Raw genomic sequence first — 20741 nt, 5'->3', positions numbered from 1 at the left:
TCCAAGGCCAGGGCGGCCGAGGACAGTGAAGATTTCCAAAACTCGGTATCCGGTAGATCGTAAGGCCGCTCCGCTTAAGTGAACAGCATTACCGCTTCGGCGGGGCTTTTTGTTTACACGCAATACTACTTCTTCAAGCCCAGCTTCCTGAGTTCTTCATCCCGCAACTCACGCCGCAGGATCTTGCCCACGTTGGTGGTCGGCAACGCATCGCGGAACTCGACGGCCTTGGGCACCTTGTAGCCGGTGACATTGGCGCGCATATGCTCCATCACCTGCTCCTTGGTCAACGTGGCGCCTGGCCGGACGACGATGAAGATCTTGATCGCCTCGCCGGATTTCTCGTCCGGCACACCGATGGCGGCGCATTGCAGCACGCCCGGCAAAGTTGCCAGCACATCTTCCAGCTCGTTGGGGTACACGTTGAAGCCGGAGATAAGAATCATGTCTTTCTTGCGATCGACGATGCGCATATAGCCGTCCGGCTGAATCACTGCGATATCGCCGGTCTTGAGCCAGCCCTCGCTGTCGAGGATTTCGTCGGTGGCCTCCTGGCGCTGCCAGTAGCCCTTCATCACCTGCGGGCCTTTCACGCACAACTCGCCGACTTCGCCCAGAGGCAACTCGACGCCCGCATCATTGATGACTTTGCACAGCGTCGACGGCACCGGGATGCCGATGGTGCCGACCTGGATGTTCTGGATCGGGTTGACCGTGGCCACCGGACTGGTTTCAGTCATGCCATAGCCCTCGCAGATCGGGCAGCCGGTGACCGCTTTCCAGCGCTCGGCAGCGGCCAGTTGCAGGGCCATGCCGCCGGACAAGGTGACTTTCAGTGCGGAGAAATCCAGCTTGCGGAAGCCCTCGTTGTTGCACAGCGCGACGAACAGGGTATTGAGGCCGACGAAACCGCTGAACTTCCACTTCGACAGCTCCTTGACCATCGCCGGAAGGTCGCGCGGGTTGCTGATCAGGATGTTGTGGTTGCCGATCAGCATCATCGCCATGCAATGGAAGGTGAAGGCGTAGATGTGGTACAGCGGCAGCGGCGTGATCAACACTTCACAACCTTCATTGAGGTTGGAGCCCATCAGCGCCTTGCATTGCAGCATGTTCGCCACCAGGTTGCGGTGGCTCAGCATCGCGCCCTTGGCCACGCCGGTGGTGCCACCGGTGTACTGCAACACGGCAATGTCATCGCTGCCCGGGTTGGCTTCGGTCACTGGCCGACCGTGCCCCTTGCTCAGCACGTCATTGAATTTGACGGCCTTGGGCAGGTGATAGGCCGGGACCATCTTCTTGACGTACTTGATCACGCTGTTGATCAGCAGCCGCTTGAGCGGCGGCAACAGGTCGGCCACCTCGGTGACGATGACGTGCTTGAGGCCTGTCTTCGGCACCACGGCCTCGGCCAGGTGCGCCATGTTCGCCAGGCACACCAGCGCCTTGGCACCGGAGTCGTTGAACTGGTGTTCCATTTCCCGCGCGGTGTACAACGGGTTGGTGTTGACCACGATCATCCCGGCGCGGATAGCACCGAATACAGCCACCGGGTACTGGAGCACGTTGGGCAATTGCACGGCGATTCGATCGCCCGGTTGCAAATCGGTATGCTGTTGCAGATACGCGGCAAAGGCCCCGGACAATTCGTACAGTTCACCGTAGGTGATCGTCTTGCCGAGGTTGCTGAATGCCGGCTTGTCGGCGAAGCGTTGGCAGGACTGCTTCAACACCGCCTGAATATTCGGATACTCGTCTGGATTGATGTCGGCAGCAATCCCAGCTGGGTACTTATCCTTCCAAAAGTCTTCGAACATGGAAGCCCACTCCTCAGCAACGCGAATTCTCACCGCATTTGATGCGATTATTATTGGTGTGTTTATTGGTGAATCTGGCTTGGATGAAGGCCGAGAAGTCACAAAAGCGCGCCGAGAGTAGCAGCTTTGCCAAGGGTCGACTAGAGCCAAAAGCAGGCCCCACAGTCACAAACACGACTCAAGAATTATCAATGGTCATTTTTAGAGTAAAAATTCTACAGCTCTGTAGGAAGGCTCTGAAGTCGACCTTCTTTTTTGCTTAAACCTCCAAACCAATGTGGAAGCGAGCCTGCTCGCGATAGGGTGTGTCAGCCAATATTTCTGTGACTGATCTACCGCTATCGCGAGCAGGCTCGCTCCCACAAAGGGCATGTGTATGGTCTACATCAAGCGATATCGCGCAGTTCCCGGCGCAGGATCTTGCCCACCGGCGTCATCGGCAGCGACTCTCGTAGCACGATGTGCTTGGGTATCTTGTAGCCGGTGAAGTTCTCCTTGCAGTAGGCCTTGAGTTCTTCAAGGCTGACGCCCGTCTCCCGCGCCACCACGAACAGTTTCACCGCCTCTCCCGAACGCTCGTCCGGCACGCCGATCACCGCGCAATTGGCGACTTTCGGGTGGGCCATCACCACGTCTTCGATTTCGTTGGGGTACACGTTGAAACCCGAGACGATGATCATGTCCTTCTTGCGGTCGACGATCCGCACGAAACCGTCCGGGTCGATCACCGCGATGTCACCGGACTTGAACCAGCCATCACTGTCCAGCACTTCGGCGGTGGCTTCAGGCTTGTTCCAGTAGCCTTTCATGATCTGCGGCCCCTTGATGCACAGCTCGCCGCGCTCGCCCAAGGGCTGTTCGGTGCCGTCGTCGCTGATCACTTTCATCAGCGTGCCCGGCACCGGCATCCCCACGGTGCCCAGCCGGGATTTACCGCCATAGGGATTGGCACTCGCCACCGGCGAGGTTTCGGTCAGCCCATACCCTTCGGTAATGCCACAACCTGTGATCTGTTGCCAGCGCTCGGCGGTGGCCTTGATCAACGCGGTACCGCCGGAATTGGTGACCTTGAGGTGGGAAAAATCCAGGGTCTTGAAATCCGGATGGTCCATCAGCGCCACGAACAGTGTGTTGAGCCCCAGCAATAACGAGAAACGCCAGTTCTTCAGCTCCTTGATGAAGCCCGCAATGTCCCGTGGATTGGTGATCAGCACGTTGTGGTTGCCGGTCACCATCATGCACATGCAGTTCGCCGTGAAGGCGTAGATATGGTACAGCGGCAACGGCGCGATCATGACCTCCTGGCCTTCGCGCAGCAGCGGCTGGCCGTCCTCGCCGAGCTGCCCCAGGCAGGCCCGGGCCTGTTGCATGTTGGCCACCAGGTTGCCGTGGGTCAGCATCGCGCCCTTCGCCAACCCGGTGGTGCCGCCGGTGTATTGCAGCACCGCGATGTCGTCGAGGCTGACCTTCAATGGCTTGATGGCCTGGCCACGTCCCAGGCGCAAGGCGCTCTTGAAGGAAATGGCCTGGGGCAGCGAATACGCCGGGACCATTTTCTTGACCTTGTTCACCACGGTGTTGACCAGCCAGCCCTTGGCGGTGGGCATCAGGTCGCCCATTTTCGCTTCGATCAGGTACTGCAGGTCCGTGTCGGGCAGCACTTCCTGGACCTTGCTGCCGAACAGGTTCATGTACACCAGCGCCCGGGCACCGGAATCCTTGAACTGGTGGCGCATTTCCCGCGGGGTGTACAGCGGGTTGGTGTTGACCACGATCAACCCGGCGCGCAAGGCACCGAAGACAGCAATCGGATATTGCAGGACATTGGGCATCTGCACCGCGATACGGTCACCGGGAACCAGATCGGTATGGGTTTGCAGGTAACCGGCAAAGGCTGCGCTATAGCGCTCGAGCTCGGCATACGTGAGGGTCACGCCCATGTTGCTGAACGCCGGGCGGTCGGCGAATTTCTTGCAGGAACGCTCGAACACCTCGATGACCGACTTATAGGCCCCGAGGTCGACATCCAGGGGCACGCCGGCCGGGCGTTTGTCATTCCAGAAATCAGGCTGCATTGTTTTTATCCTCTTTACCTGAACCTATCCCGGGCCGCTTCTTTACGATTCGCAGAAGCGGAGCTCTTGGGACACTAGCAGCTCTGGCCAATCAGGCAAATACGGCAATTTGTGTCATAGATTGTGTGAATCTTGCCGCCTACGTGTGGCCTGATCAGGCGAGACGCAACGGATGCGCTATACAATGGAGCAACATCGCGCATGCGCCCATGTAAAGGATCGTCATGATTCATCAAACGTTCTGGCTGACCGCAACCGATCACAGCCGCCTGTTCGTCAATCAGTGGTTGCCCGAAGCCGCGCCCGGGGCCGTGATCATGCTGGCTCACGGCATGGCCGAACACAGCGGCCGCTATGGGCGCCTGGCCCAGGCCCTGTGCGACGAAGGCTACGGTGTCTACGCACCGGACTTGCGCGGCCATGGCAAGACCGGCGAAGGGGCGATCCTCGGCCACTATGCCGACGAAGATGGCTGGGCCAAGGTGGTCGGCGACCTGGCCAGCCTCAACCATCACATCGGTCAGCACCATCCCGACATGCCAATCGTGCTGCTGGGCCACAGCATGGGCAGCTACATCGCCCAGGCGTACCTGCTGCATCACAGCGCGAGCCTGCATGGGGCGATTCTCAGCGGTTCCAATTTCCAACCGGTGGCGCTGTATCGCGTCGCCCGCCTGATCGCCCGTTTCGAACGCTGGCGCCAGGGCGCCACCGGCCGCAGTGCCTTGATCGAATGGCTGTCGTTCGGCAGTTTCAATCAGAAATTCAAACCAACGCGCACACCCTTCGACTGGCTCAGCCGCGACCCGGCCGAGGTGGACAAGTACATCCACGACCCACTATGCGGCTTTCGTTGCAGCAATCAGCTGTGGGTCGACCTGCTCGGTGGCTTGCAGCAAATCAGCAAAGCGTCCAATCTCGCCCAGATCGATCCAGACCTGCCGTTGCTGGTCATTGGCGGTGAATGTGATCCGGTGAGCGAAGGCAAGCGTCTGAAGGATCTGGCCGACGCCCTGCGCAGCGCTGGCAGTCAGCACCTGCAATTGACGATTTACCCACAGGCCCGGCACGAATTGTTCAACGAAACCAACCGCGATGAAGTGACGGCCGATGTATTGGCCTGGATTGCCCAGGCCCTGACCCACAAGCGCCCGCCACGCAGCGAATAGTTTTCCAGCGTTTTTCCATTACCCGCCACAGGATCGGAAACAGATGACCCAGGTTACCAATACCCCTTACGAAGCCCTCGAAGTCGGCCAGACCGCCAGCTACAGCAAAGCCGTCGAAGAACGCGACATCCAGCTGTTCGCCGCCATGTCGGGCGATCACAACCCCGTGCACCTGGACCCCGAATTCGCCGCGGCGAGCATGTTCAAGGAGCGCATCGCCCATGGCATGTTCAGCGGTGCGTTGATCAGCGCGGCGGTGGCGTGCGAGTTGCCAGGGCCTGGGACTATCTACATCGGCCAGCAGATGAGCTTCCAGAAACCGGTAAAGATCGGCGACACCCTGACCGTGCGCCTGGAGATCCTGGAAAAACTGCCAAAGTTTCGTGTACGCATCGCCACTCGCGTATTCAACCAGCGCGATGAACTGGTGGTGGATGGCGAGGCCGAGATCCTCGCGCCGCGCAAGCAACAGACGGTGACCTTGCCGACGTTGCCGGCGATCAGCATCGGCTGACAGCCCTAATCATCTCTGGAATGGCATCTACTGTGGCGAGGGGATTTATCCCCTCGCCACAACGGTCTCAGTGCCAGCGCTACTGAGCCCCCTCCTGCACCTGCACACTCGCCGTCATCCCCGCACTCAGGTTCACCCCTTCCGGCACCTTGTCCAACTTGATCCGCACCGGGATCCGCTGGGCCAGGCGCACCCAGTTGAAGGTCGGTTCCACTTCCGCCAGCAACTGCGCATCCGGGTTGGTATTGCGGTCGGTAATACCGCGGCTGACGCTTTCGACGTGACCTTCCAGGGCATGACCGGCGCTCATCAGCCAGACCTTGACCGGATCGCCCACGCGGATCCTCGGCAGTTTGGTCTCTTCGAAATAGGCCTGCACATAGAATGTCGAATCGTCGATCAACGCCATGACCGGCTGCCCGGCGTTGACGTAGTTGCCTTCGGCCAGCCGCAGGTTGGTGATGTGTCCGCTACGAGGCGCCAGGACCTGGCTGCGGGCCAGGTTGAGTTCGGCGACCTTGGCCTCGGCCTGGGCCTCGCGCAGTTCGCCCCGGGCGATGCCGGCGTTGATCTGGGCATTTTCCCGCAGCTCGGCGCTGATGGCCTGGGGCCCCAGGGCGGCACGACGACTGGCTTCGTGCTCGCGCAAACTCAGTTGCTGCTGACGGGTCTGGACCACTGCCCTGGCCTTCTCCACAGCCGCTTCGAAGCGCTCGCGGTCGATGCTCAGCAAGAGATCCCCGGCCTTGACCTGCTGGTTATCCACCGCCTTGAGCTCACGCACCCAACCCGACACGTCGGGAGCGATCACCACCACGTCGGCGCGAATCCGCGCATCCCGGGTCCAGGGCGTGAGCATGTAGTACTGCCACAGGTGAAACCCGGCGAAAATCGCCAATGCCACCACACCCAGCGTAATGGCGACACGTACAGAGGTACGCATGTTCAACTCCTTATAACGGCCCGAGGACCAAGGTAATCACTGTCAGGACACAGACATACAGGGCACAGTCGAACAAGGCTTCGTGCCAGATCCAACGGCCGGCCGGCACCAGGCTGAGCAACAGGCGCAGCGCACCGGTCACCATCAAGGCCAGCACCACATAAATCAGGAACGGGCTGAGCAACACCCCGCCTATCGACCACTCACGCAAGCCCATGGCTGTGCTCCCGTCGTTCAGGTTCGTGCTGGCGGCACCAGGCGCGCCAGCTGTTCTGCAATTGCACCACCGCGCCCTGGGCCAACTTCAGCGCATCGCCAGGTGGCTCTTTCGATAACACCTTCAGGAACTCGGCGCTGGCCGGAGCCAACGCATCGGCCTGCTCACCGGACGGACCGCGTTCGAGCACCTGCTCCAGCGCTTCGAAATAACGGCGCTGCGCCCGGCTGTCGGACACCTGGGCGACGGCCAGGCTCAGGCGCAGGTGCAGCAGTTCATCGCCGATATCCAGGCCAAGCAGTCCATCATCCCAACGGCTACGCGACGGGACCGGCAGCTCGGGATAATGCCGCGCCAGTTGCAACAGCCGATCGGCCATGCGCCCGCCGAACCAGCTCTCGGCGCCACTCAGGTTGCGCCGGGTCAGGCGTACCAGGTCATCCAGCGTCGCAGCCAGCAGGCGACGGCCGTGCCAGGCCGGATCGCGCAGAATCAGCAGATTGAATGCCAACACCGCCGCCCCTACGCCGATCATCATTGCCTGAGCGTTATTGAAGAATGCCGCCACGTCATACTTCATGGCGTTGAGCGGTGACACCAGCACCACAAAATGCAGGCAGAACGACGTCGCCGTGGCGAAGATCGGCGGCTTGGCCATGCCCAGCGCGCCGAAGAACAGCGGCACGCCCATGGCCATGCAAAGCATGGCGAAGCTGCTCCACTGCGGCAGCAGGATCTCGCCGATCACGAATGCCGTCGGCACGGCCAGCAGGATGCCCCGCAGGAAACTCATGCCGATCTGCGCGCCGTTTTCGCGACTGGCAAACAAGCTGCACACCACACACGTCAACACCAACGCGCCCGACGCGGCGGGCCAGGCCGTTGCCAGCCAGAAGCAGGAGACTGCCAGAAAGGCCAAGGCACTGCGGGCACCGAATACCATGGCCAGGGACAAGTCGCGATGGGGCGTCAAGGTGCGCGGCGGATCCGACGCCTCCCTGCCCTCCCGCACCGCCGCCAGTGCGGCGCAGGCGGCCAGGGCGGTGTCGAGCAACAAGGCGAAACGCGCCAGGCAGTAACTTTGCGCCGAGCTGATCGAAGGGTCGTGGGAAGCGTCCAGTACCCGCGGTCGCAAAGCTTGCAGCGTTGCAGTATCGGCATCGAGGGCTTGCTGCACCTCGCTCATCCAGGGTTGAAGAGCCTCGGCTTCGGCCGGCTCGAGCTGCTTCCATTGCCGGCGCACCGAACGGGCGATACGCAGGAGCATCAGCAATTTCTGGCTCAAGCCGCTGATGGCTCGGGCGCGCTGTCGACCCAGGCTGCCTTCGAACCAGGCGTGTTCGCGCTGGGCATCCACCGCGACGATCCGGCCGAGGATCTCCAGCAAGCCCTTGCGCGCCTGGGCGTCGCCGGCCAGGGTGGCACGGGCCGCCTGCATGCCGCTCTGCCAGGCGGCATGGGCCTGGCCCGCCAACTGTCGCTCGACCCGTAACGGCCAGAGCAAGGCGCTGGCGGCCGTGGCGCAGACAATGCCCAGGCTGATCTCGGTGCAGCGCGCCACCGCCTGATCGAACACCCCCAACGGGTGGGAAACGGCCGGCAAGGCGATGATCGCCACCGTGTAGCCGGCCAGCACGAACGAATAGGACCAGGCACTTCGCAGCAACGTCGAACAGGCCGTGCACAGCCCCAGCCACACGGCCAGCGCCAACAGGAACAACCACGGAGTCTGCGCGAACAACCCCATGAAGACCACCGACATGACGGTCCCCACCAGCGTACCGAGCAGCCGCGCCAGCCCCTTTTGCACCACCATCCCCGACAGCGGCTGCGCCACGATGAACGCAGTCATCAACGCCCACGACGGCTGCTCCAGCCCCCATCGCAATGCCAGCCACAGCGCCAGTCCGCCACCGAGGACGGTCTTGATGGCGAACTGCACAGCGAGGCGGTCGGGGGCGAACAAGGCCTGGAAGGTAATGGGCACGCAGGACACTCTTTGCGGGGTTGCAGTAACGATAGTTGCAATGATGAGTAATGGGGCAGGCGCAATTATTAGCTGGCTATCTATTTGAGTCCAGAGCTGATTACTCGTGGATTCGACAAGACACTTTTTCCAAAATGTGCTTGCCGATAAATCGCCACAAAAAAACGCCAGACAAGCTGGCGTTTTCTGGATCAAGCACAGGTATCAGCTGGCGCGTGCCTGGTTACGCAGCGCCTTGACCTGATCATGGTTGCGTTGCACGCCGTGGAACTGGCGTTCAACCAGATCACGGATGCCGAGCAGATTGTGCTTGGTGATCTTCTCCATGGCTTCCCTGTAGGCCTTCAGCGCATGGTCTTCGCCGCGCTCGGCTTCGTTGAGTACCGCTTCCTCGTCCTTGCCGGTAAACATGGACTTCACATCCACCCAACGGCGGTGCAGGTCACCAGAGACGCTGGTGGAGGTTTCCGGATCGCCACCCAACGAGCGAACGGCCGTCTGCAGTTCGGACGCAGCGGTGGCACAATCTACGGAGCGTTGCTCGAACAACTTCTTGAGTTGCGGATGCTTGATGTCTTCGGCGCAGGTCTTGAAGCCTTCCTGACCATCCTTGCTGGTCTGGATCAGGTCGTTCAGGACGGCGATGGCTTCTTTGTTCATATCGGTCATTTTTCAATTCCTTTGCTGGTGAATAAAAAACCTGCAAGGAATATTGCATCGGCCATGCCAGCTTCGACCGAGGATAATTAATCCTAAAAATCAATAAGTTAATTAAATAGACAAAATCTGTATCCGCGTTATTTGCATGATCTGTCATTTGGCCTGCATGCAGAATGCCTGTATTTTCAAACCTGATTGATTCAAGACATTTGCCATGAACCCGGAAACCCTCGAACTGCTGGTCACGCGCCAGATGCCCTTCGGTAAATACAAAGGCCGAATCCTGGCCGACCTGCCCGGTCAGTACCTGAACTGGTTTGCCCGCGAAGGTTTTCCCCACGGAGAATTGGGCGGTTTGCTGGCGTTGATGCAGGAGATCGATCACAACGGTCTGTCCGACCTGCTCGACCCGCTGCGCGTCAAGCACGGCAAACCCAAACCCCGCCCCTGATCAGGCCCTCCCATGCCCGAGAACACCCTGTACGCCCACGATGAAGCTTTCTGGCAGACCTTTGTCGACCGCTACGACGTCGCCGCCGATGGACCGCTGAACCTGGAAAACGGCTACTTCGGGCGCATGTCGCGGACCGTGGTCGAGGAGTACCAGCGCAACATCGACTTCATCAACCGCAGCAACTCGGTGTACGTGCGCCAGCAGTTCGACCGTGAACAAGGCGAGGCGATTCGCCGCCAAGTGGCAGAGTTGATCAAGGCGCCTGCGCAAACCGTGGCGCTGACCCGAAGTGCGGTGGACTCCCTGCAATCGTTGATTCGCAACTACAACGGCCTGAAGCCTGGCGACCAGGTGCTGATCTGTGACCTGGAATATCAGTCGGTCAAGAACGCGATGCGCTGGCTGGCCCGCCAGCGTGGCGTGGAGCTGATCGAACTGGTTCACCAGCATCCGGCCAGTTTCGAGAGCCTGGTGGGGACTTACCGGGAGGCGTTCATTCGCTACCCGCGCCTGAAACTGATGACGCTGACCTACGTCAACCACCTCACCGGGCTGGTGATGCCAGTACAGGCCATTGCCGAAACGGCTCGGGAGTTCGATGTCGACATCATCCTCGACGGCGCCCACGCTCTGGGCCAGATCGATTTCGACCTGGCCCAGATGGGTATCCCGTTCGCTGGATTCAATCTGCAGAAATGGATCGGCGGGCCCCTGGCCCTGGGTTTCCTGTACATCGCCCCGCAACGCCTGGCCGATATCGATCCGGACATGGACGACAGTCATTACCCGGCAAACGACGTCCGCTCACGCACGCCCCACAGCACGCCGAATATTCCGGCCCTGCTGACCCTGCCCCTGGTATTCGAAGAACACCGCGCCCTGGGTGGCGCCCTGGCCAAAGGTACGCGACTCTGTTACTTGCGCGACCTGTGGGTCAAGGCAGTGCGGGATCTGCCGGGTATCGAAGTCATGACCCCGGATGACCGGCGACTCTACTGCGGCATCACCTCGATGCGTTTCACCGACCACGCAGATCAGCAGGTAATGGCTGACCGATTGCTCAACGAGTACGGGATCTTCACCGTGGTGCGCAACACCAGCGTGGGGCCCTGTATCCGTATCACGCCGGGGTTGATCACCCTGGCGAGCGATATCGAGCGGCTCATCAAGGCGCTGCTTGATTTGAGCCGAACATAGGTCCCCTCGCCACAGGTTCAGTGGAAGCTGAAATTCAGGCAAAAAAAAACGGTGCGCCGACCAAGCGCACCGTAAAGCCGTAGAACACCCAACGAAGTTCGGTAAAACAATCAGTCCAGCAGCGCCAATGCCTCGGCGGTGCATTCCTGGATACGGGCCCAGTCGCCGTTCTTGATCCACTCCGGATCGAGCATCCAGCTACCGCCCACGCACATCACGTTTTTCAACGCCATGTAGTTCTTGATATTGGCCGGGCCGACGCCACCGGTCGGGCAGAATTTCACTTCGCCGAACGGGCCGCCCAGGGCCTTGATGGCGGCGACACCACCACTGACTTCCGCAGGGAACAATTTGAAGCGGCGATAGCCCAGGCTATAGCCTTCCATGATGCCGGAGGCATTGCTGATGCCTGGCAGCAACGGAATCGGGCTGTCGACACTGGCTTGGAGCAAATCACGGGTGATGCCCGGGGTCACGATGAACTGCGAACCTGCCGCCTCGGCAGCGGCCAGCATCTGGCGGTCGAGCACCGTGCCGGCACCGGTCACCAGCTCCGGACGCTGCTCACGCAGTACCTGAATGGCCTTGAGGCCGAACTGGGAACGCAAGGTCACTTCCAGCGCCGTCAGGCCACCGGCCGCCAGGGCATCGGCCAGCGGCAGGATGTCCTGTTCGCGGGCGATGGTGATGACCGGCAGGATCCGCGCCTTGGCGCACAGATCGTCGATCAGGGTAACTTTGTCCGCCATGGAAACGGTCGGGGGTAGGTTTGTCATAGCGGCTGATCCTTGGTTCATGGGCACCAGTAAATCTCTAACGTAGGTTGCAAAAACGCGCGGACCGGCATTTCGGCGACGTTGTCACCGGCCACCGCAGCGTTCAGGGTGGTCAATTTCGATTGACCGGAAATCGACAGCACCTTGTGTTTCGCCGAGGCCAGCAAGGCACGGCTCATGGTCAGGCGCTGGTGCGGCACGGTCGGCGCCAGCATTGGCCAGCAACGACGAGCGCCCTGCGTGTCCAATGCTTCGGCCAGGTTCGGGCTGTCGGGGAACAACGATGCGGTATGCCCGTCATCGCCCATGCCCAATACGAGCACATCGATGGGCGGCAGCTCGGCCAACAGGCGATCAGCCTGCTCGGCGGCTGCCTCCAGGTTGGCACTGGCGCTGTAGAGGCTCAGGAACTGGGCCTTGGCCGCCGGGCCTTGCAACAGATAACGCTTGAGCAGACCGGCATTGCTGTCAGCATGTTCAACCGGTACCCAGCGCTCGTCCGCCAGGCTCACCACCACTTTCGACCAATCCAGCGCTTGCTTGGCCAGGCTCTGGAAGAAAGCCACCGGACTGCGGCCGCCAGATACCACCAGGACCGCCGTGCCACGTGCGCTGATCGCCTCGCGCAGTTGCTCGGCCACGTTCAATGCCAGGCCTTCAGCCAACAGCACCGGGCTCTTGAATTCCAGGGCGCTGACGCCCTGGGGCAGTTTCACTTCAGATATCGCCATACCATGACCTCCCGTCCCGCGTGATCAGTGCAATGGAGCTCATCGGCCCCCAGGACCCGGCCGCGTACGGCTTGGGCGCATCACCGGACTTTTTCCATCCGGCGATCAACTGGTCACACCATGTCCACGCGGCTTCGATTTCATCTTTACGGACAAACAGGTTCTGATTGCCGTTCATGACTTCCAGCAGCAAGCGCTCGTAGGCATCGGGAATCCGCGCGCTACGCCAGGTGTCGGAAAAGTTGAGTTGCAAAGGACCGCTGCGCAACTGCATGCCCTTGTCCAGGCCTTGGTCCTTGGTCATCACCCGCAGGGAAATCCCTTCGTCCGGCTGCAGACGGATGATCAGTTTGTTGCTGATCTGCAAGCGCTGCTCGGGAGCGAAGATGTAGTGGGACGGTTCCTTGAAGTGAATGACGATCTGCGACAGCTTTTGCGGCATGCGCTTGCCGGTACGCAGGTAGAACGGAACCCCGGCCCAGCGCCAGTTGCGGATGTCGGCGCGCAGGGCAACGAAGGTTTCGGTGTCGCTCTGGGTATTGGAATTTGGCTCTTCCAGATAGCCGGGCACCGCCTTGCCTTCGCTGTGGCCGGCGATGTACTGGCCGCGCACCACCTGGGTGGTCAGGCCTTCGGGACTGATCGGCGCCAATGCCTTGAGCACCTTGACCTTCTCGTCACGAATACTGTCGGCGGACAGTTCGGCCGGCGGGTCCATGGCGATCAGGCACAGCAGCTGCAACAGGTGGTTCTGGATCATGTCCCGCAGTTGTCCGGCTTTGTCGAAATAGCCCCAGCGGCCTTCGATGCCGACCTTCTCGGCCACCGTGATTTCCACGTGGGAAATATAATGCTGGTTCCACTGGGTTTCGAACAGGCTGTTGGCGAACCGCAGCGCGATCAGGTTCTGGACCGTCTCTTTACCCAGGTAGTGGTCGATACGATAGGTGCGGTTCTCCGGGAAGAACTGCGCCACGGCGTCGTTGACCTTGCGCGAGGATTCCAGGTCCGAGCCGATGGGCTTCTCCAGTACGACACGGGTGTTTTCGCTCAAGCCGACCTTTGCCAGGTTCTCGCAGATCGAGCCGTACACCGCCGCTGGGGTGGCGAAATAGGCAATGACCTGCTGGGCCGCGCCAATCTGTTCGGCCAGGGCGACATAATCGTCGGCCTTGAGGAAATCCACATGCAGGTAGGTCAGGCGCGCCATGAAGCGCTCGACCACGGTTTCGTTCAGCTCCTTGTCGCCCACATAGCGGCGCAGTTCCGTGGCGATGAACGCCAGGTGCTGCTGCTCGCTGCCGGGTTCACGGGCCAGCGCGATGATTCGCGTGTCCTCGTGCAACAGACCGGCGCCGTCGAGTTGGTAAAGGGCAGGAAACAGCTTGCGCAGGGCCAGATCGCCCAGCGCGCCGAACAAGGCAAAGGTGCACGGTTCAACCGTTATCGAAGGCATGATGTTTGTTCTTTTATCAAGTTAAGCTACAAATACCTTTTTTCAAGGCATCACTCAAGGAAAAATGTAGTAATAACCACAACATTTTCCGAAAATACCGATTCCGAGTGGTGGTCCGCCGGAGCCATCAGTAGGATAGGCCACCGCAAAGGGTCGTATCAAAGACCCGTCTTTCTAGGAATCCTCTATGGACCGCGTGCGAAATTTACTGGAGCAGATCCAGAGTCGCCTTGAAGACCTGAACAAGGCAGAACGCAAGGTGGCCGAGGTGATCCTGCTCAACCCACAGCAGGCCACCCGTTTCAGCATCGCCGCCCTCGCCCAGGCCGCGTCGGTCAGCGAGCCCACGGTCAACCGCTTCTGCCGTTCGTTCGGCGTCAGCGGCTACCCGGAGCTCAAGCTGCAACTGGCCCAGAGCCTGGCCAGCGGCGCCGCTTATGTCAGCCGTGCAGTAGAGGCCGACGACAATCCCGAAGCCTATACCCAGAAAATCTTTGGCAGTGCCATTGCTTCGTTGGACAGTGCCTGCCAAGCACTTGATCCAAATTTGATCAGCCGTGCCGTGGACCTGTTGATCCAGGCCCGACAGATCCACTTCTTCGGCCTCGGTGCCTCGGCCCCGGTGGCGCTGGATGCCCAGCACAAGTTTTTCCGTTTCAACCTGGCCGTGACCGCCCATGCCGACGTGCTGATGCAACGCATGATCGCGTCGGTGGCTCACACCGGCGAGCTGTTCGTGATCATTTCCTACACCGGTCGCACCCGCGAACTGGTGGAAGTGGCGCGCATCGCCCGGGAGAACGGCGCTTCGGTATTAGGACTCACCGCGGAAAACTCCCCTCTGGCCAAGGCCAGTACCCTGAGCCTGAATATTCCGCTCCCCGAAGACACCGACATCTACATGCCGATGACCTCGCGGATCATCCAGCTCACGGTGCTGGATGTGCTCGCCACCGGCATGACCCTGCGCCGTGGCGTGGATTTCCAGCCGCATCTGCGCAAGATCAAGGAAAGCCTGAATGCCAGCCGCTATCCAGTGGGGGATGAGTTCAATTGATTCGGCTCAGGAGCTTCGGCGTCCGTTAGTCAGTTTCGCAAGCAAGCCCGCTCCCACAAGTTGGAATGCATTTCAAATGTGGGAGCGGGCTTGCTCGCGAAGAGGCCGGTAGCAACACTACAAATCCTGAATCAAGCCCCCACCCGCGCCTGCAAACTCAGGTGCGCCCGCTCCCCCGGCGCCAGGCACAGGCTGTCGGTGCCGCCGCTGGCCGCTTCGACACAGACGAATTCACTGACTTCATCCCAGCTCACCCCCAGCAACGGTCGGGTACCGGGATGCCATACCACAGTGTCGGCGCTGTCGCCGGTATCGATGCACAGCGCTCGCTGCCAGGCATGGTCCCTGAGCTGCAACTCCCCTTCGTGCTGGAACACCCGCTGGCAGCCACCCTCGACCCGCAACTCGCCTTTCTGCTGACAGACGGTGCGGTTCAGATGGTCGTAACCCTGGGCGCCTTCGAGCCCAGACAGCGCTACCTCACCGACGTCACCGATACGCCAGTAGGCATGCAAAGCCTGGCTCAACTGGCACGGCAAGCTGTCTTGGTGCTCGGTACTCAAGCGCAGTTCCATGCGCTCTCCAAGGTCCGCATGCAGGTCCACTTGCCAGTCGCACAGCTGCAATTGCCAGTGCAGATGCACACCGTCGTCGTCGCTGCGGCTGTCCAGCAGCTTCCAGTCGATCAGCCGCGCCCAGCCATGGGACGGCCAGGCGTTTTCGCTCGGGTGACGGCCGTACCACGGCCAGCACACCGGCACCCCGCCCCGTATCGCCCCGACCTGGGGCCATTTGGCCGCGCACCACAACCAGGGCTTCTGCCCACGGGGCTGGAAATGCAGCAACTGCGCGCCCTGGCGACTGAACACCGCCTGGCACAGTGGATGATCAATCACCAACACATCGCGCTGCCGATAGCGCTCCCACGCAAACACCGGACGCTCGCGCAAGGATCTGAAAAAGCGTTGCAGTGGATGCTCATGCATGGGCCGCGGTCCTGGAAATCATTGAATTCTCAACGGGATAAAGCACTTTTTGTGGCGAGGGGTTCTGCTCCGGCCTGGCACTTTACAAAAAAAAGCGGACAGCCTTGGCCGTCCGCAAATTATGCGCACATAGAGAGGAGCTTATCGCAACAGCGTTAGAACACCGACTGAATTTTCAGGCCGGCCACCAGCGCGTTGTCCACTTCATCCACGCCACCCGGATGGGTGATGTACTGCAGGTTGGGACGTACGGTCAGCCAGTTGGTGACGTGGACACCGTAGTTGAGCTCGTAGTTGTACTCGGTCTCACGCAGCGGGGCGAACAACGGGTTGTCGTAGTCGCTCACACCGTTGGCAGCGTTGGTCAGCTCGGCGTTTTTCTTCACGTCATCATTGACATGGATACGGGAGAAACCGATGCCGATGTCATCTTTTGGACGGGCATCGAACGGCCCCTTGTACACGAACATCAGCGACTGGTAGTTGTCGACGACGTTGGTGTCCTTGTCGTGGAAAGTCGCGTTGGCTGCGATGTTCAGGCCGCGGGACGCATCACCGTTGTGGGTGGTGAGTTGCTGCTGCGCAACGAACCAGTAGCCGTGCTTGCTGTTGTGGCTGCGATAGGCGTTGCCGGTAGTCGCGGCATCGTCACCGTTGTCATCTTCACGAACGTCATTGGCATCGGCCGTGCTCTTGTAGTAACCGACACGGTATTCACCCGGCAGGCTGTTGACCTTCGGCGACCAGACCAGCTCGACCGGGATCACGGTGCCCTTGGTACCACTGCCGCTGAGTTTGAAGCCGTTGCCATGTTCCAGCTGCGAAGGGTTCTGGTTGTAGGCACCGATCTGTGCATAGAACTCAGGCGTGATGTTGTACTTCACGCGGATCGCGGCCTGGCTCACTGGCCAGTTGTACCAGATACCGGTGGCCCAGTTACCCACCTGGGAGCCGCAGAACGCCAGATTCTGGAATTCGCAAGGGAAGGTGTTGAAGTCTTCGCCTTCACCGAAGTAACCAGCCTTGACGTCCAGCTTGCCGTCGAGGAACTGGTGCTTGATCCACAATTGGGTCAGACGGACCATGTGACCACGGCCGTAGACTTCCTGGGAAGAACTCAAGGTGCCGGCACGCGGGTCGCCGACGCGGTCGTTGGAAATGTTTTCGCCGTTACGGTTGGTCAGCTGGATCTTGGCCTGGGTGTTATCCCAGCCCCACAGCTTTTGCAGGTCCAGTGCCACGCCCAGACCGAACTGGTCTGCGTAACGCGCAGTCTTGTCGTTGTTGTAGCCGCCGTGCAGGTTGCCACCCACTTCACCGACGTAGTCGGCCTTGATGTCGATACCCTGTTCGATCAGCTCGGTACGTTTACCGCCCCAGTCACCCGTCATCCACTTCGAATCGGCGCTGAACGCTTCATCAGCCTGTGCGCTACCGACCAGCATCATCGCCGCAACGGCTGATAACTGGCAGATGAGCTGGGCATTGTTTTTCTTCTTCATCCCTACATTCCTCGTCTTATTGTTATTTGACTGTTTTTATTTTTTCTAACGCGGTTTACAACGATTGCGCTGGGCGGTCCCCCACCCACCGCATACTTCTTTCTGTGAGAGCGAGCCTGCTCGCGATAGCGGTGTGTCATTCACCCATACGACGGCAGGCACACCGTCATCGCGAGCAGGCTCGCTCCCACATTTGTTCTTCACCGGCCTTTGAACTGCGCCACGTTCGGTGCTCGCTCCTGGGCCTGCGCCTGACCAGCCACTCTTAGACGCTCACCGGTCTGCGCATCAAATAGTAATACTTTTTTAGGATCAAACTGAAGCGTCATTGTTTCACCGGCCCGTGGTGCCACGTCCGGAGCCAGGCGGCAGCAAACCTTGGTGTCATTTAGACTGACAAATACCAGCGTATCCGGGCCGGTGGGCTCGGTGACCTGGACCTCGGCACGAATGGTCGGCAAACCGTTCGGCTCGCTGCCGGCCAGTACGATCTGTTCCGGACGCATGCCAAGAATCACTTCGCGATCTTCCAGACCGGCGTCCTGGATGCCCAACGGCAACTCGCAACGGGCCTGACCGCTGTCGAGCAGCGCCATCAGGCGACCTTCCTTGCGTTGCAGGCGCAGGGGAATGAAGTTCATCGGTGGCGAACCGATGAAGCTCGCCACGAACAGGTTGGCCGGGTTGGTGTAGATGTCTTTCGGCGTGCCGAACTGCTGGATGATCCCGTCCTTCATCACCGCCACTTTGTCGCCCAGGGTCATGGCCTCGATCTGGTCGTGGGTCACATAGACCGTGGTGGTCTTCAGGCGCTGGTGCATCAGTTTCATTTCGGTGCGCATCTCGACCCGCAGCTTGGCGTCGAGGTTGGACAGCGGTTCGTCGAACAGGTAGATCTTCGGCCGCCGCGCCAGGGCACGGCCCATGGCCACGCGTTGCTGCTGACCACCGGAAAGCTGGCCGGGTTTGCGATTGAGCAGGTGTTCGATCTGCAACAGCTTGGCAACCCGGGCCACTTCCTCGTCGATGGCCGATTGCGGCATCTTGCGGATCTTCAAGCCGAACTCGATGTTCTCGCGCACGCTCATGGTCGGATACAGCGCATAGGACTGGAACACCATGGCGATGTCGCGATCCTTGGGGCTCATGCCGCTGACGTCCTGATCGCCGATCATGATCGCGCCACCGGTGATGGTTTCCAGGCCAGCGATGCAGTTCATGAGGGTCGACTTGCCGCAGCCCGAAGGCCCGACCAGGATCAGGAATTCACCGTCCTTGATCGACAATTCGATGTTCTTCAGGGTGTCGGGCAAGCCGGCGCCGTAGGTCTTGTTTACATTGCGAAGTTCGAGCGTAGCCATGATTACCCCTTGACCGCGCCGGCCGTCAGCCCGCGCACGAAATACTTGCCTGCGACCACGTAGACCAGCAGGGTCGGCAGCCCGGCGATCATCGCCGCCGCCATATCAACGTTATATTCCTTGGCCCCGGTGCTGGTGTTGACCAGGTTGTTCAACGCCACCGTGATGGGTTGCGAATCGCCGCTGGAGAACACCACGCCAAACAGGAAGTCGTTCCAGATCTGCGTGAACTGCCAGATCAGGCAGACCATGATGATTGGCGTCGACATCGGCAGGATGATCATGCGGAAGATGGTGAAGAAACCCGCACCGTCCAGGCGCGCCGCCTTCACCAACGCATCGGGAATGCTGACGTAGTAGTTGCGGAAGAACAGCGTGGTGAACGCCAGGCCATACACCACGTGCACGAACACCAGTCCAGTGGTGGTGCTGGCCAGGCCCATCTTGCCGAGGGTGAACGAGGCCGGCAGCAGGACGGTCTGGAATGGCAGGAAGCAACCGAACAGCAACAGCCCGAAGAACAGCTGCGAACCGCGGAAGCGCCACATCGACAGGACGTAGCCGTTCAGTGCACCGATGGCGGTGGAAATCAGTACCGCCGGAACGGTGATCTTGATCGAGTTCCAGAAGTAACCGTTGACCGTCGCCCAGGCCTTGACCCAGCCGATGCCGCTGACCACGGTCGGCCAGCTCAACAGGTTACCGGTGCTGATGTCTTCCGGGGTCTTGAAGCTGGTCAACAGCATGACCACCAGCGGAACCAGATAAAGCAGTACGGCGAGGATCAGCACCGCGTAGATCGCGATGCGACTCAGGCTGATACCGGGTTTGGTGGCGAGACTAGTCATGACGCTTGGCCCTCAGCTCGGAATACAGGTAAGGCACGATGATCGCGAGGATCGCACCGAGCATCAGGATCGCACTGGCCGAGCCCATGCCCATCTGGCCGCGGCTGAAGGTGAAGGAGTACATGAACATGGCGGGCAGGTCGGACGAATAGCCCGGGCCACCGGCCGTCATGGCCGCCACCAGGTCGAAACTCTTGATCGCGATGTGCGCCAGGATCATCACGGCGCTGAAGAACACCGGACGCAGGCTCGGCAGGACCACCTTCCAGTAAATCCTGGGCATGCTCGCGCCATCGATCTGCGCAGCACGGATGATCGATTGATCGACACCCCGCAGGCCGGCCAGGAACATCGCCATGATGAAGCCCGAGGCTTGCCACACGGCGGCGATCACCAGGCAATACACCACGCGATCCGGGTCGATCAGCCAGTCCAGGCGAAAACCTTCCCAGCCCCAGTCACGCAGCAGCTTGTCCAGGCCCATGCCCGGGTTGAGCAGCCACTTCCAGGCGGTACCGGTGACGATCATGGAGAGCGCCATCGGGTACAGGTAAATGGTGCGGATGAAACCTTCGCGACGGATACGCTGGTCGAGGAATACCGCCAGCAGCACGCCGATCACCAGGGTGATGCCAATGAACATGCCACCGAACACCGCGAGGTTCTTGCTCGCGACCCACCAGCGGTCGTTGTCGAACAGCCGGGCGTATTGCGCCAGACCGACCCATTTGTAGGTGGGGAGGAAAGTCGAGTTGGTGAACGAGAGCAGAAACGTCCACAGGATGTAGCCATAAAAGCCCACCAGGACGATGAACATGCTGGGCGCCAGCACCAGTTTGGGAAGCCAGCGCTGCAGCGCATCGAACGGCGAGGCCTTGCTGAACACAGCAACAGAGCTCATGGGGAAATCCAGTACTTGAAAACTACAGTGACATCCCTTGTGGGAGCGGGCTTGCTCGCGAAGGCGTCGTGTCATTCCACACGGTTGCCT

Annotated in this window: 19 protein-coding genes; 5 read left to right on the top strand and 14 right to left on the bottom strand. The window is 60.3% G+C overall.

Going from position 1 to position 20741, the window contains the following annotated elements; all coding sequences use genetic code 11:
* Positions 1-125: 125 nt before the first annotated feature.
* Positions 126-1817 (bottom strand): long-chain-fatty-acid--CoA ligase FadD1, encoded by a 1692-nt coding sequence (fadD1, locus tag FBY02_RS14895; RefSeq protein WP_144928772.1) that lies wholly within the window; start codon positions 1815-1817, stop codon positions 126-128.
* A gap of 386 nt (positions 1818-2203) precedes the next feature.
* The gene (gene fadD2 / locus FBY02_RS14890; protein WP_144928770.1) at positions 2204-3892 is read right to left on the bottom strand and encodes a long-chain-fatty-acid--CoA ligase FadD2; all 1689 of its coding nucleotides are present in this window, start codon (positions 3890-3892) and stop codon (positions 2204-2206) included.
* A gap of 224 nt (positions 3893-4116) precedes the next feature.
* On the opposite strand from fadD2, the gene FBY02_RS14885 reads away from it, so the two are divergent.
* Both FBY02_RS14885 and FBY02_RS14880 read left to right on the top strand, forming a co-directional pair.
* A complete protein-coding gene (locus tag FBY02_RS14885) occupies positions 4117-5061 on the top strand; it encodes an alpha/beta hydrolase (RefSeq protein ID WP_144928768.1) in 945 nt (314 codons plus the stop codon).
* A 43-nt stretch (positions 5062-5104) separates the two neighbouring features.
* Positions 5105-5575, top strand: a complete 471-nt coding sequence (locus tag FBY02_RS14880) for a MaoC family dehydratase (protein ID WP_024781188.1) — start codon at positions 5105-5107, stop codon at positions 5573-5575.
* A 79-nt stretch (positions 5576-5654) separates the two neighbouring features.
* On the opposite strand, the gene FBY02_RS14875 is transcribed toward FBY02_RS14880, so the two are convergent.
* From FBY02_RS14875 to FBY02_RS14860, 4 genes are all read right to left on the bottom strand, one after another.
* A complete protein-coding gene (locus FBY02_RS14875) occupies positions 5655-6518 on the bottom strand; it encodes an HlyD family secretion protein (protein WP_144928766.1) in 864 nt (287 codons plus the stop codon).
* A gap of 10 nt (positions 6519-6528) precedes the next feature.
* Complete coding sequence (locus tag FBY02_RS14870) at positions 6529-6735, bottom strand: DUF1656 domain-containing protein (RefSeq protein ID WP_144928764.1); 207 nt, start codon at positions 6733-6735, stop codon at positions 6529-6531.
* A complete protein-coding gene (locus FBY02_RS14865) occupies positions 6722-8722 on the bottom strand; it encodes an FUSC family protein (protein WP_144928761.1) in 2001 nt (666 codons plus the stop codon). Before FBY02_RS14865 ends, FBY02_RS14870 begins: the two co-directional genes overlap by 14 nt.
* A gap of 204 nt (positions 8723-8926) precedes the next feature.
* A complete protein-coding gene (locus FBY02_RS14860) occupies positions 8927-9391 on the bottom strand; it encodes a PA2169 family four-helix-bundle protein (protein WP_144928759.1) in 465 nt (154 codons plus the stop codon).
* A gap of 205 nt (positions 9392-9596) precedes the next feature.
* Between FBY02_RS14860 and FBY02_RS14855 the strand changes: the two genes are divergently transcribed.
* Together FBY02_RS14855 and FBY02_RS14850 are read left to right on the top strand one after the other, a co-directional pair.
* The gene (locus tag FBY02_RS14855) at positions 9597-9833 is read left to right on the top strand and encodes a DUF3820 family protein (protein ID WP_024781183.1); all 237 of its coding nucleotides are present in this window, start codon (positions 9597-9599) and stop codon (positions 9831-9833) included.
* Positions 9834-9845: 12 nt separating this feature from the next.
* Positions 9846-11033, top strand: coding sequence for an aminotransferase class V-fold PLP-dependent enzyme (locus FBY02_RS14850; protein ID WP_144928757.1), 1188 nt, complete (start codon positions 9846-9848; stop codon positions 11031-11033).
* 110 nt (positions 11034-11143) lie between these two features.
* Here FBY02_RS14850 and FBY02_RS14845 read toward each other — a convergent pair whose 3' ends face one another.
* Genes FBY02_RS14845 through zwf form a run of 3 tightly spaced genes read right to left on the bottom strand, consistent with a single transcriptional unit; the run spans position 11144 to position 13996 of the window.
* Positions 11144-11809, bottom strand: coding sequence for a bifunctional 4-hydroxy-2-oxoglutarate aldolase/2-dehydro-3-deoxy-phosphogluconate aldolase (locus FBY02_RS14845; RefSeq protein WP_144928755.1), 666 nt, complete (start codon positions 11807-11809; stop codon positions 11144-11146).
* Between the two features lie 17 nt (positions 11810-11826).
* Complete coding sequence (gene pgl, locus FBY02_RS14840; RefSeq protein ID WP_144928753.1) at positions 11827-12540, bottom strand: 6-phosphogluconolactonase; 714 nt, start codon at positions 12538-12540, stop codon at positions 11827-11829.
* Positions 12527-13996, bottom strand: a complete 1470-nt coding sequence (gene zwf, locus FBY02_RS14835) for a glucose-6-phosphate dehydrogenase (protein ID WP_047701870.1) — start codon at positions 13994-13996, stop codon at positions 12527-12529. Before zwf ends, pgl begins: the two co-directional genes overlap by 14 nt.
* Before the next feature lie 196 nt (positions 13997-14192).
* Here zwf and FBY02_RS14830 point away from each other — a divergent pair, with 196 nt between their 5' ends.
* Positions 14193-15053, top strand: coding sequence for a MurR/RpiR family transcriptional regulator (locus FBY02_RS14830; RefSeq protein WP_171057240.1), 861 nt, complete (start codon positions 14193-14195; stop codon positions 15051-15053).
* 131 nt (positions 15054-15184) lie between these two features.
* Here the strand turns inward: FBY02_RS14830 and FBY02_RS14825 are convergent, their stop codons facing one another.
* The 5 genes from FBY02_RS14825 to FBY02_RS14805 all read right to left on the bottom strand — a co-directional run bounded on the left by FBY02_RS14825 (position 15185) and on the right by FBY02_RS14805 (position 20651).
* The gene (locus tag FBY02_RS14825) at positions 15185-16039 is read right to left on the bottom strand and encodes a D-hexose-6-phosphate mutarotase (protein ID WP_144928751.1); all 855 of its coding nucleotides are present in this window, start codon (positions 16037-16039) and stop codon (positions 15185-15187) included.
* A 155-nt stretch (positions 16040-16194) separates the two neighbouring features.
* Positions 16195-17541 carry a carbohydrate porin gene (locus FBY02_RS14820; protein ID WP_144928749.1) on the bottom strand — a complete coding sequence of 449 codons (1347 nt, stop codon included), beginning with the start codon at positions 17539-17541 and terminating at the stop codon, positions 16195-16197.
* A gap of 200 nt (positions 17542-17741) precedes the next feature.
* Positions 17742-18902, bottom strand: coding sequence for an ABC transporter ATP-binding protein (locus FBY02_RS14815; protein WP_144928747.1), 1161 nt, complete (start codon positions 18900-18902; stop codon positions 17742-17744).
* Between the two features lie 2 nt (positions 18903-18904).
* Complete coding sequence (locus FBY02_RS14810) at positions 18905-19750, bottom strand: carbohydrate ABC transporter permease (RefSeq protein WP_047701874.1); 846 nt, start codon at positions 19748-19750, stop codon at positions 18905-18907.
* On the bottom strand, positions 19743-20651 hold the full coding sequence (locus FBY02_RS14805) for a carbohydrate ABC transporter permease (RefSeq protein WP_047701875.1): 909 nt from the start codon (positions 20649-20651) through the stop codon (positions 19743-19745). Before FBY02_RS14805 ends, FBY02_RS14810 begins: the two co-directional genes overlap by 8 nt.
* Between the last annotated feature and the right edge of the window lie 90 nt (positions 20652-20741).

Source organism: Pseudomonas sp. SJZ078 (assembly GCF_007828255.1).
Classification (GTDB): Bacteria; Pseudomonadota; Gammaproteobacteria; order Pseudomonadales; family Pseudomonadaceae; genus Aquipseudomonas.
The sequence above is the reverse complement of the archived record's forward strand: the minus strand, read 5'-3'. Positions and strand labels throughout refer to the sequence as shown.

What these genes read in the sequence shown, in the direction of transcription:
- fadD1 (WP_144928772.1), bottom strand. Translation starts at nt 1,817, where the DNA reads ATGTTCGAAGACTTTTGGAAGGATAAGTACCCAGCTGGGATTGCTGCC.
- fadD2 (WP_144928770.1), bottom strand. Translation starts at nt 3,892, where the DNA reads ATGCAGCCTGATTTCTGGAATGACAAACGCCCGGCCGGCGTGCCCCTG.
- FBY02_RS14885 (WP_144928768.1), top strand. Translation starts at nt 4,117, where the DNA reads ATGATTCATCAAACGTTCTGGCTGACCGCAACCGATCACAGCCGCCTG.
- FBY02_RS14880 (WP_024781188.1), top strand. Translation starts at nt 5,105, where the DNA reads ATGACCCAGGTTACCAATACCCCTTACGAAGCCCTCGAAGTCGGCCAG.
- FBY02_RS14875 (WP_144928766.1), bottom strand. Translation starts at nt 6,518, where the DNA reads ATGCGTACCTCTGTACGTGTCGCCATTACGCTGGGTGTGGTGGCATTG.
- FBY02_RS14870 (WP_144928764.1), bottom strand. Translation starts at nt 6,735, where the DNA reads ATGGGCTTGCGTGAGTGGTCGATAGGCGGGGTGTTGCTCAGCCCGTTC.
- FBY02_RS14860 (WP_144928759.1), bottom strand. Translation starts at nt 9,391, where the DNA reads ATGACCGATATGAACAAAGAAGCCATCGCCGTCCTGAACGACCTGATC.
- FBY02_RS14855 (WP_024781183.1), top strand. Translation starts at nt 9,597, where the DNA reads ATGAACCCGGAAACCCTCGAACTGCTGGTCACGCGCCAGATGCCCTTC.
- FBY02_RS14850 (WP_144928757.1), top strand. Translation starts at nt 9,846, where the DNA reads ATGCCCGAGAACACCCTGTACGCCCACGATGAAGCTTTCTGGCAGACC.
- FBY02_RS14845 (WP_144928755.1), bottom strand. Translation starts at nt 11,809, where the DNA reads ATGACAAACCTACCCCCGACCGTTTCCATGGCGGACAAAGTTACCCTG.
- pgl (WP_144928753.1), bottom strand. Translation starts at nt 12,540, where the DNA reads ATGGCGATATCTGAAGTGAAACTGCCCCAGGGCGTCAGCGCCCTGGAA.
- zwf (WP_047701870.1), bottom strand. Translation starts at nt 13,996, where the DNA reads ATGCCTTCGATAACGGTTGAACCGTGCACCTTTGCCTTGTTCGGCGCG.
- FBY02_RS14825 (WP_144928751.1), bottom strand. Translation starts at nt 16,039, where the DNA reads ATGCATGAGCATCCACTGCAACGCTTTTTCAGATCCTTGCGCGAGCGT.
- FBY02_RS14820 (WP_144928749.1), bottom strand. Translation starts at nt 17,541, where the DNA reads ATGAAGAAGAAAAACAATGCCCAGCTCATCTGCCAGTTATCAGCCGTT.
- FBY02_RS14815 (WP_144928747.1), bottom strand. Translation starts at nt 18,902, where the DNA reads ATGGCTACGCTCGAACTTCGCAATGTAAACAAGACCTACGGCGCCGGC.
- FBY02_RS14810 (WP_047701874.1), bottom strand. Translation starts at nt 19,750, where the DNA reads ATGACTAGTCTCGCCACCAAACCCGGTATCAGCCTGAGTCGCATCGCG.
- FBY02_RS14805 (WP_047701875.1), bottom strand. Translation starts at nt 20,651, where the DNA reads ATGAGCTCTGTTGCTGTGTTCAGCAAGGCCTCGCCGTTCGATGCGCTG.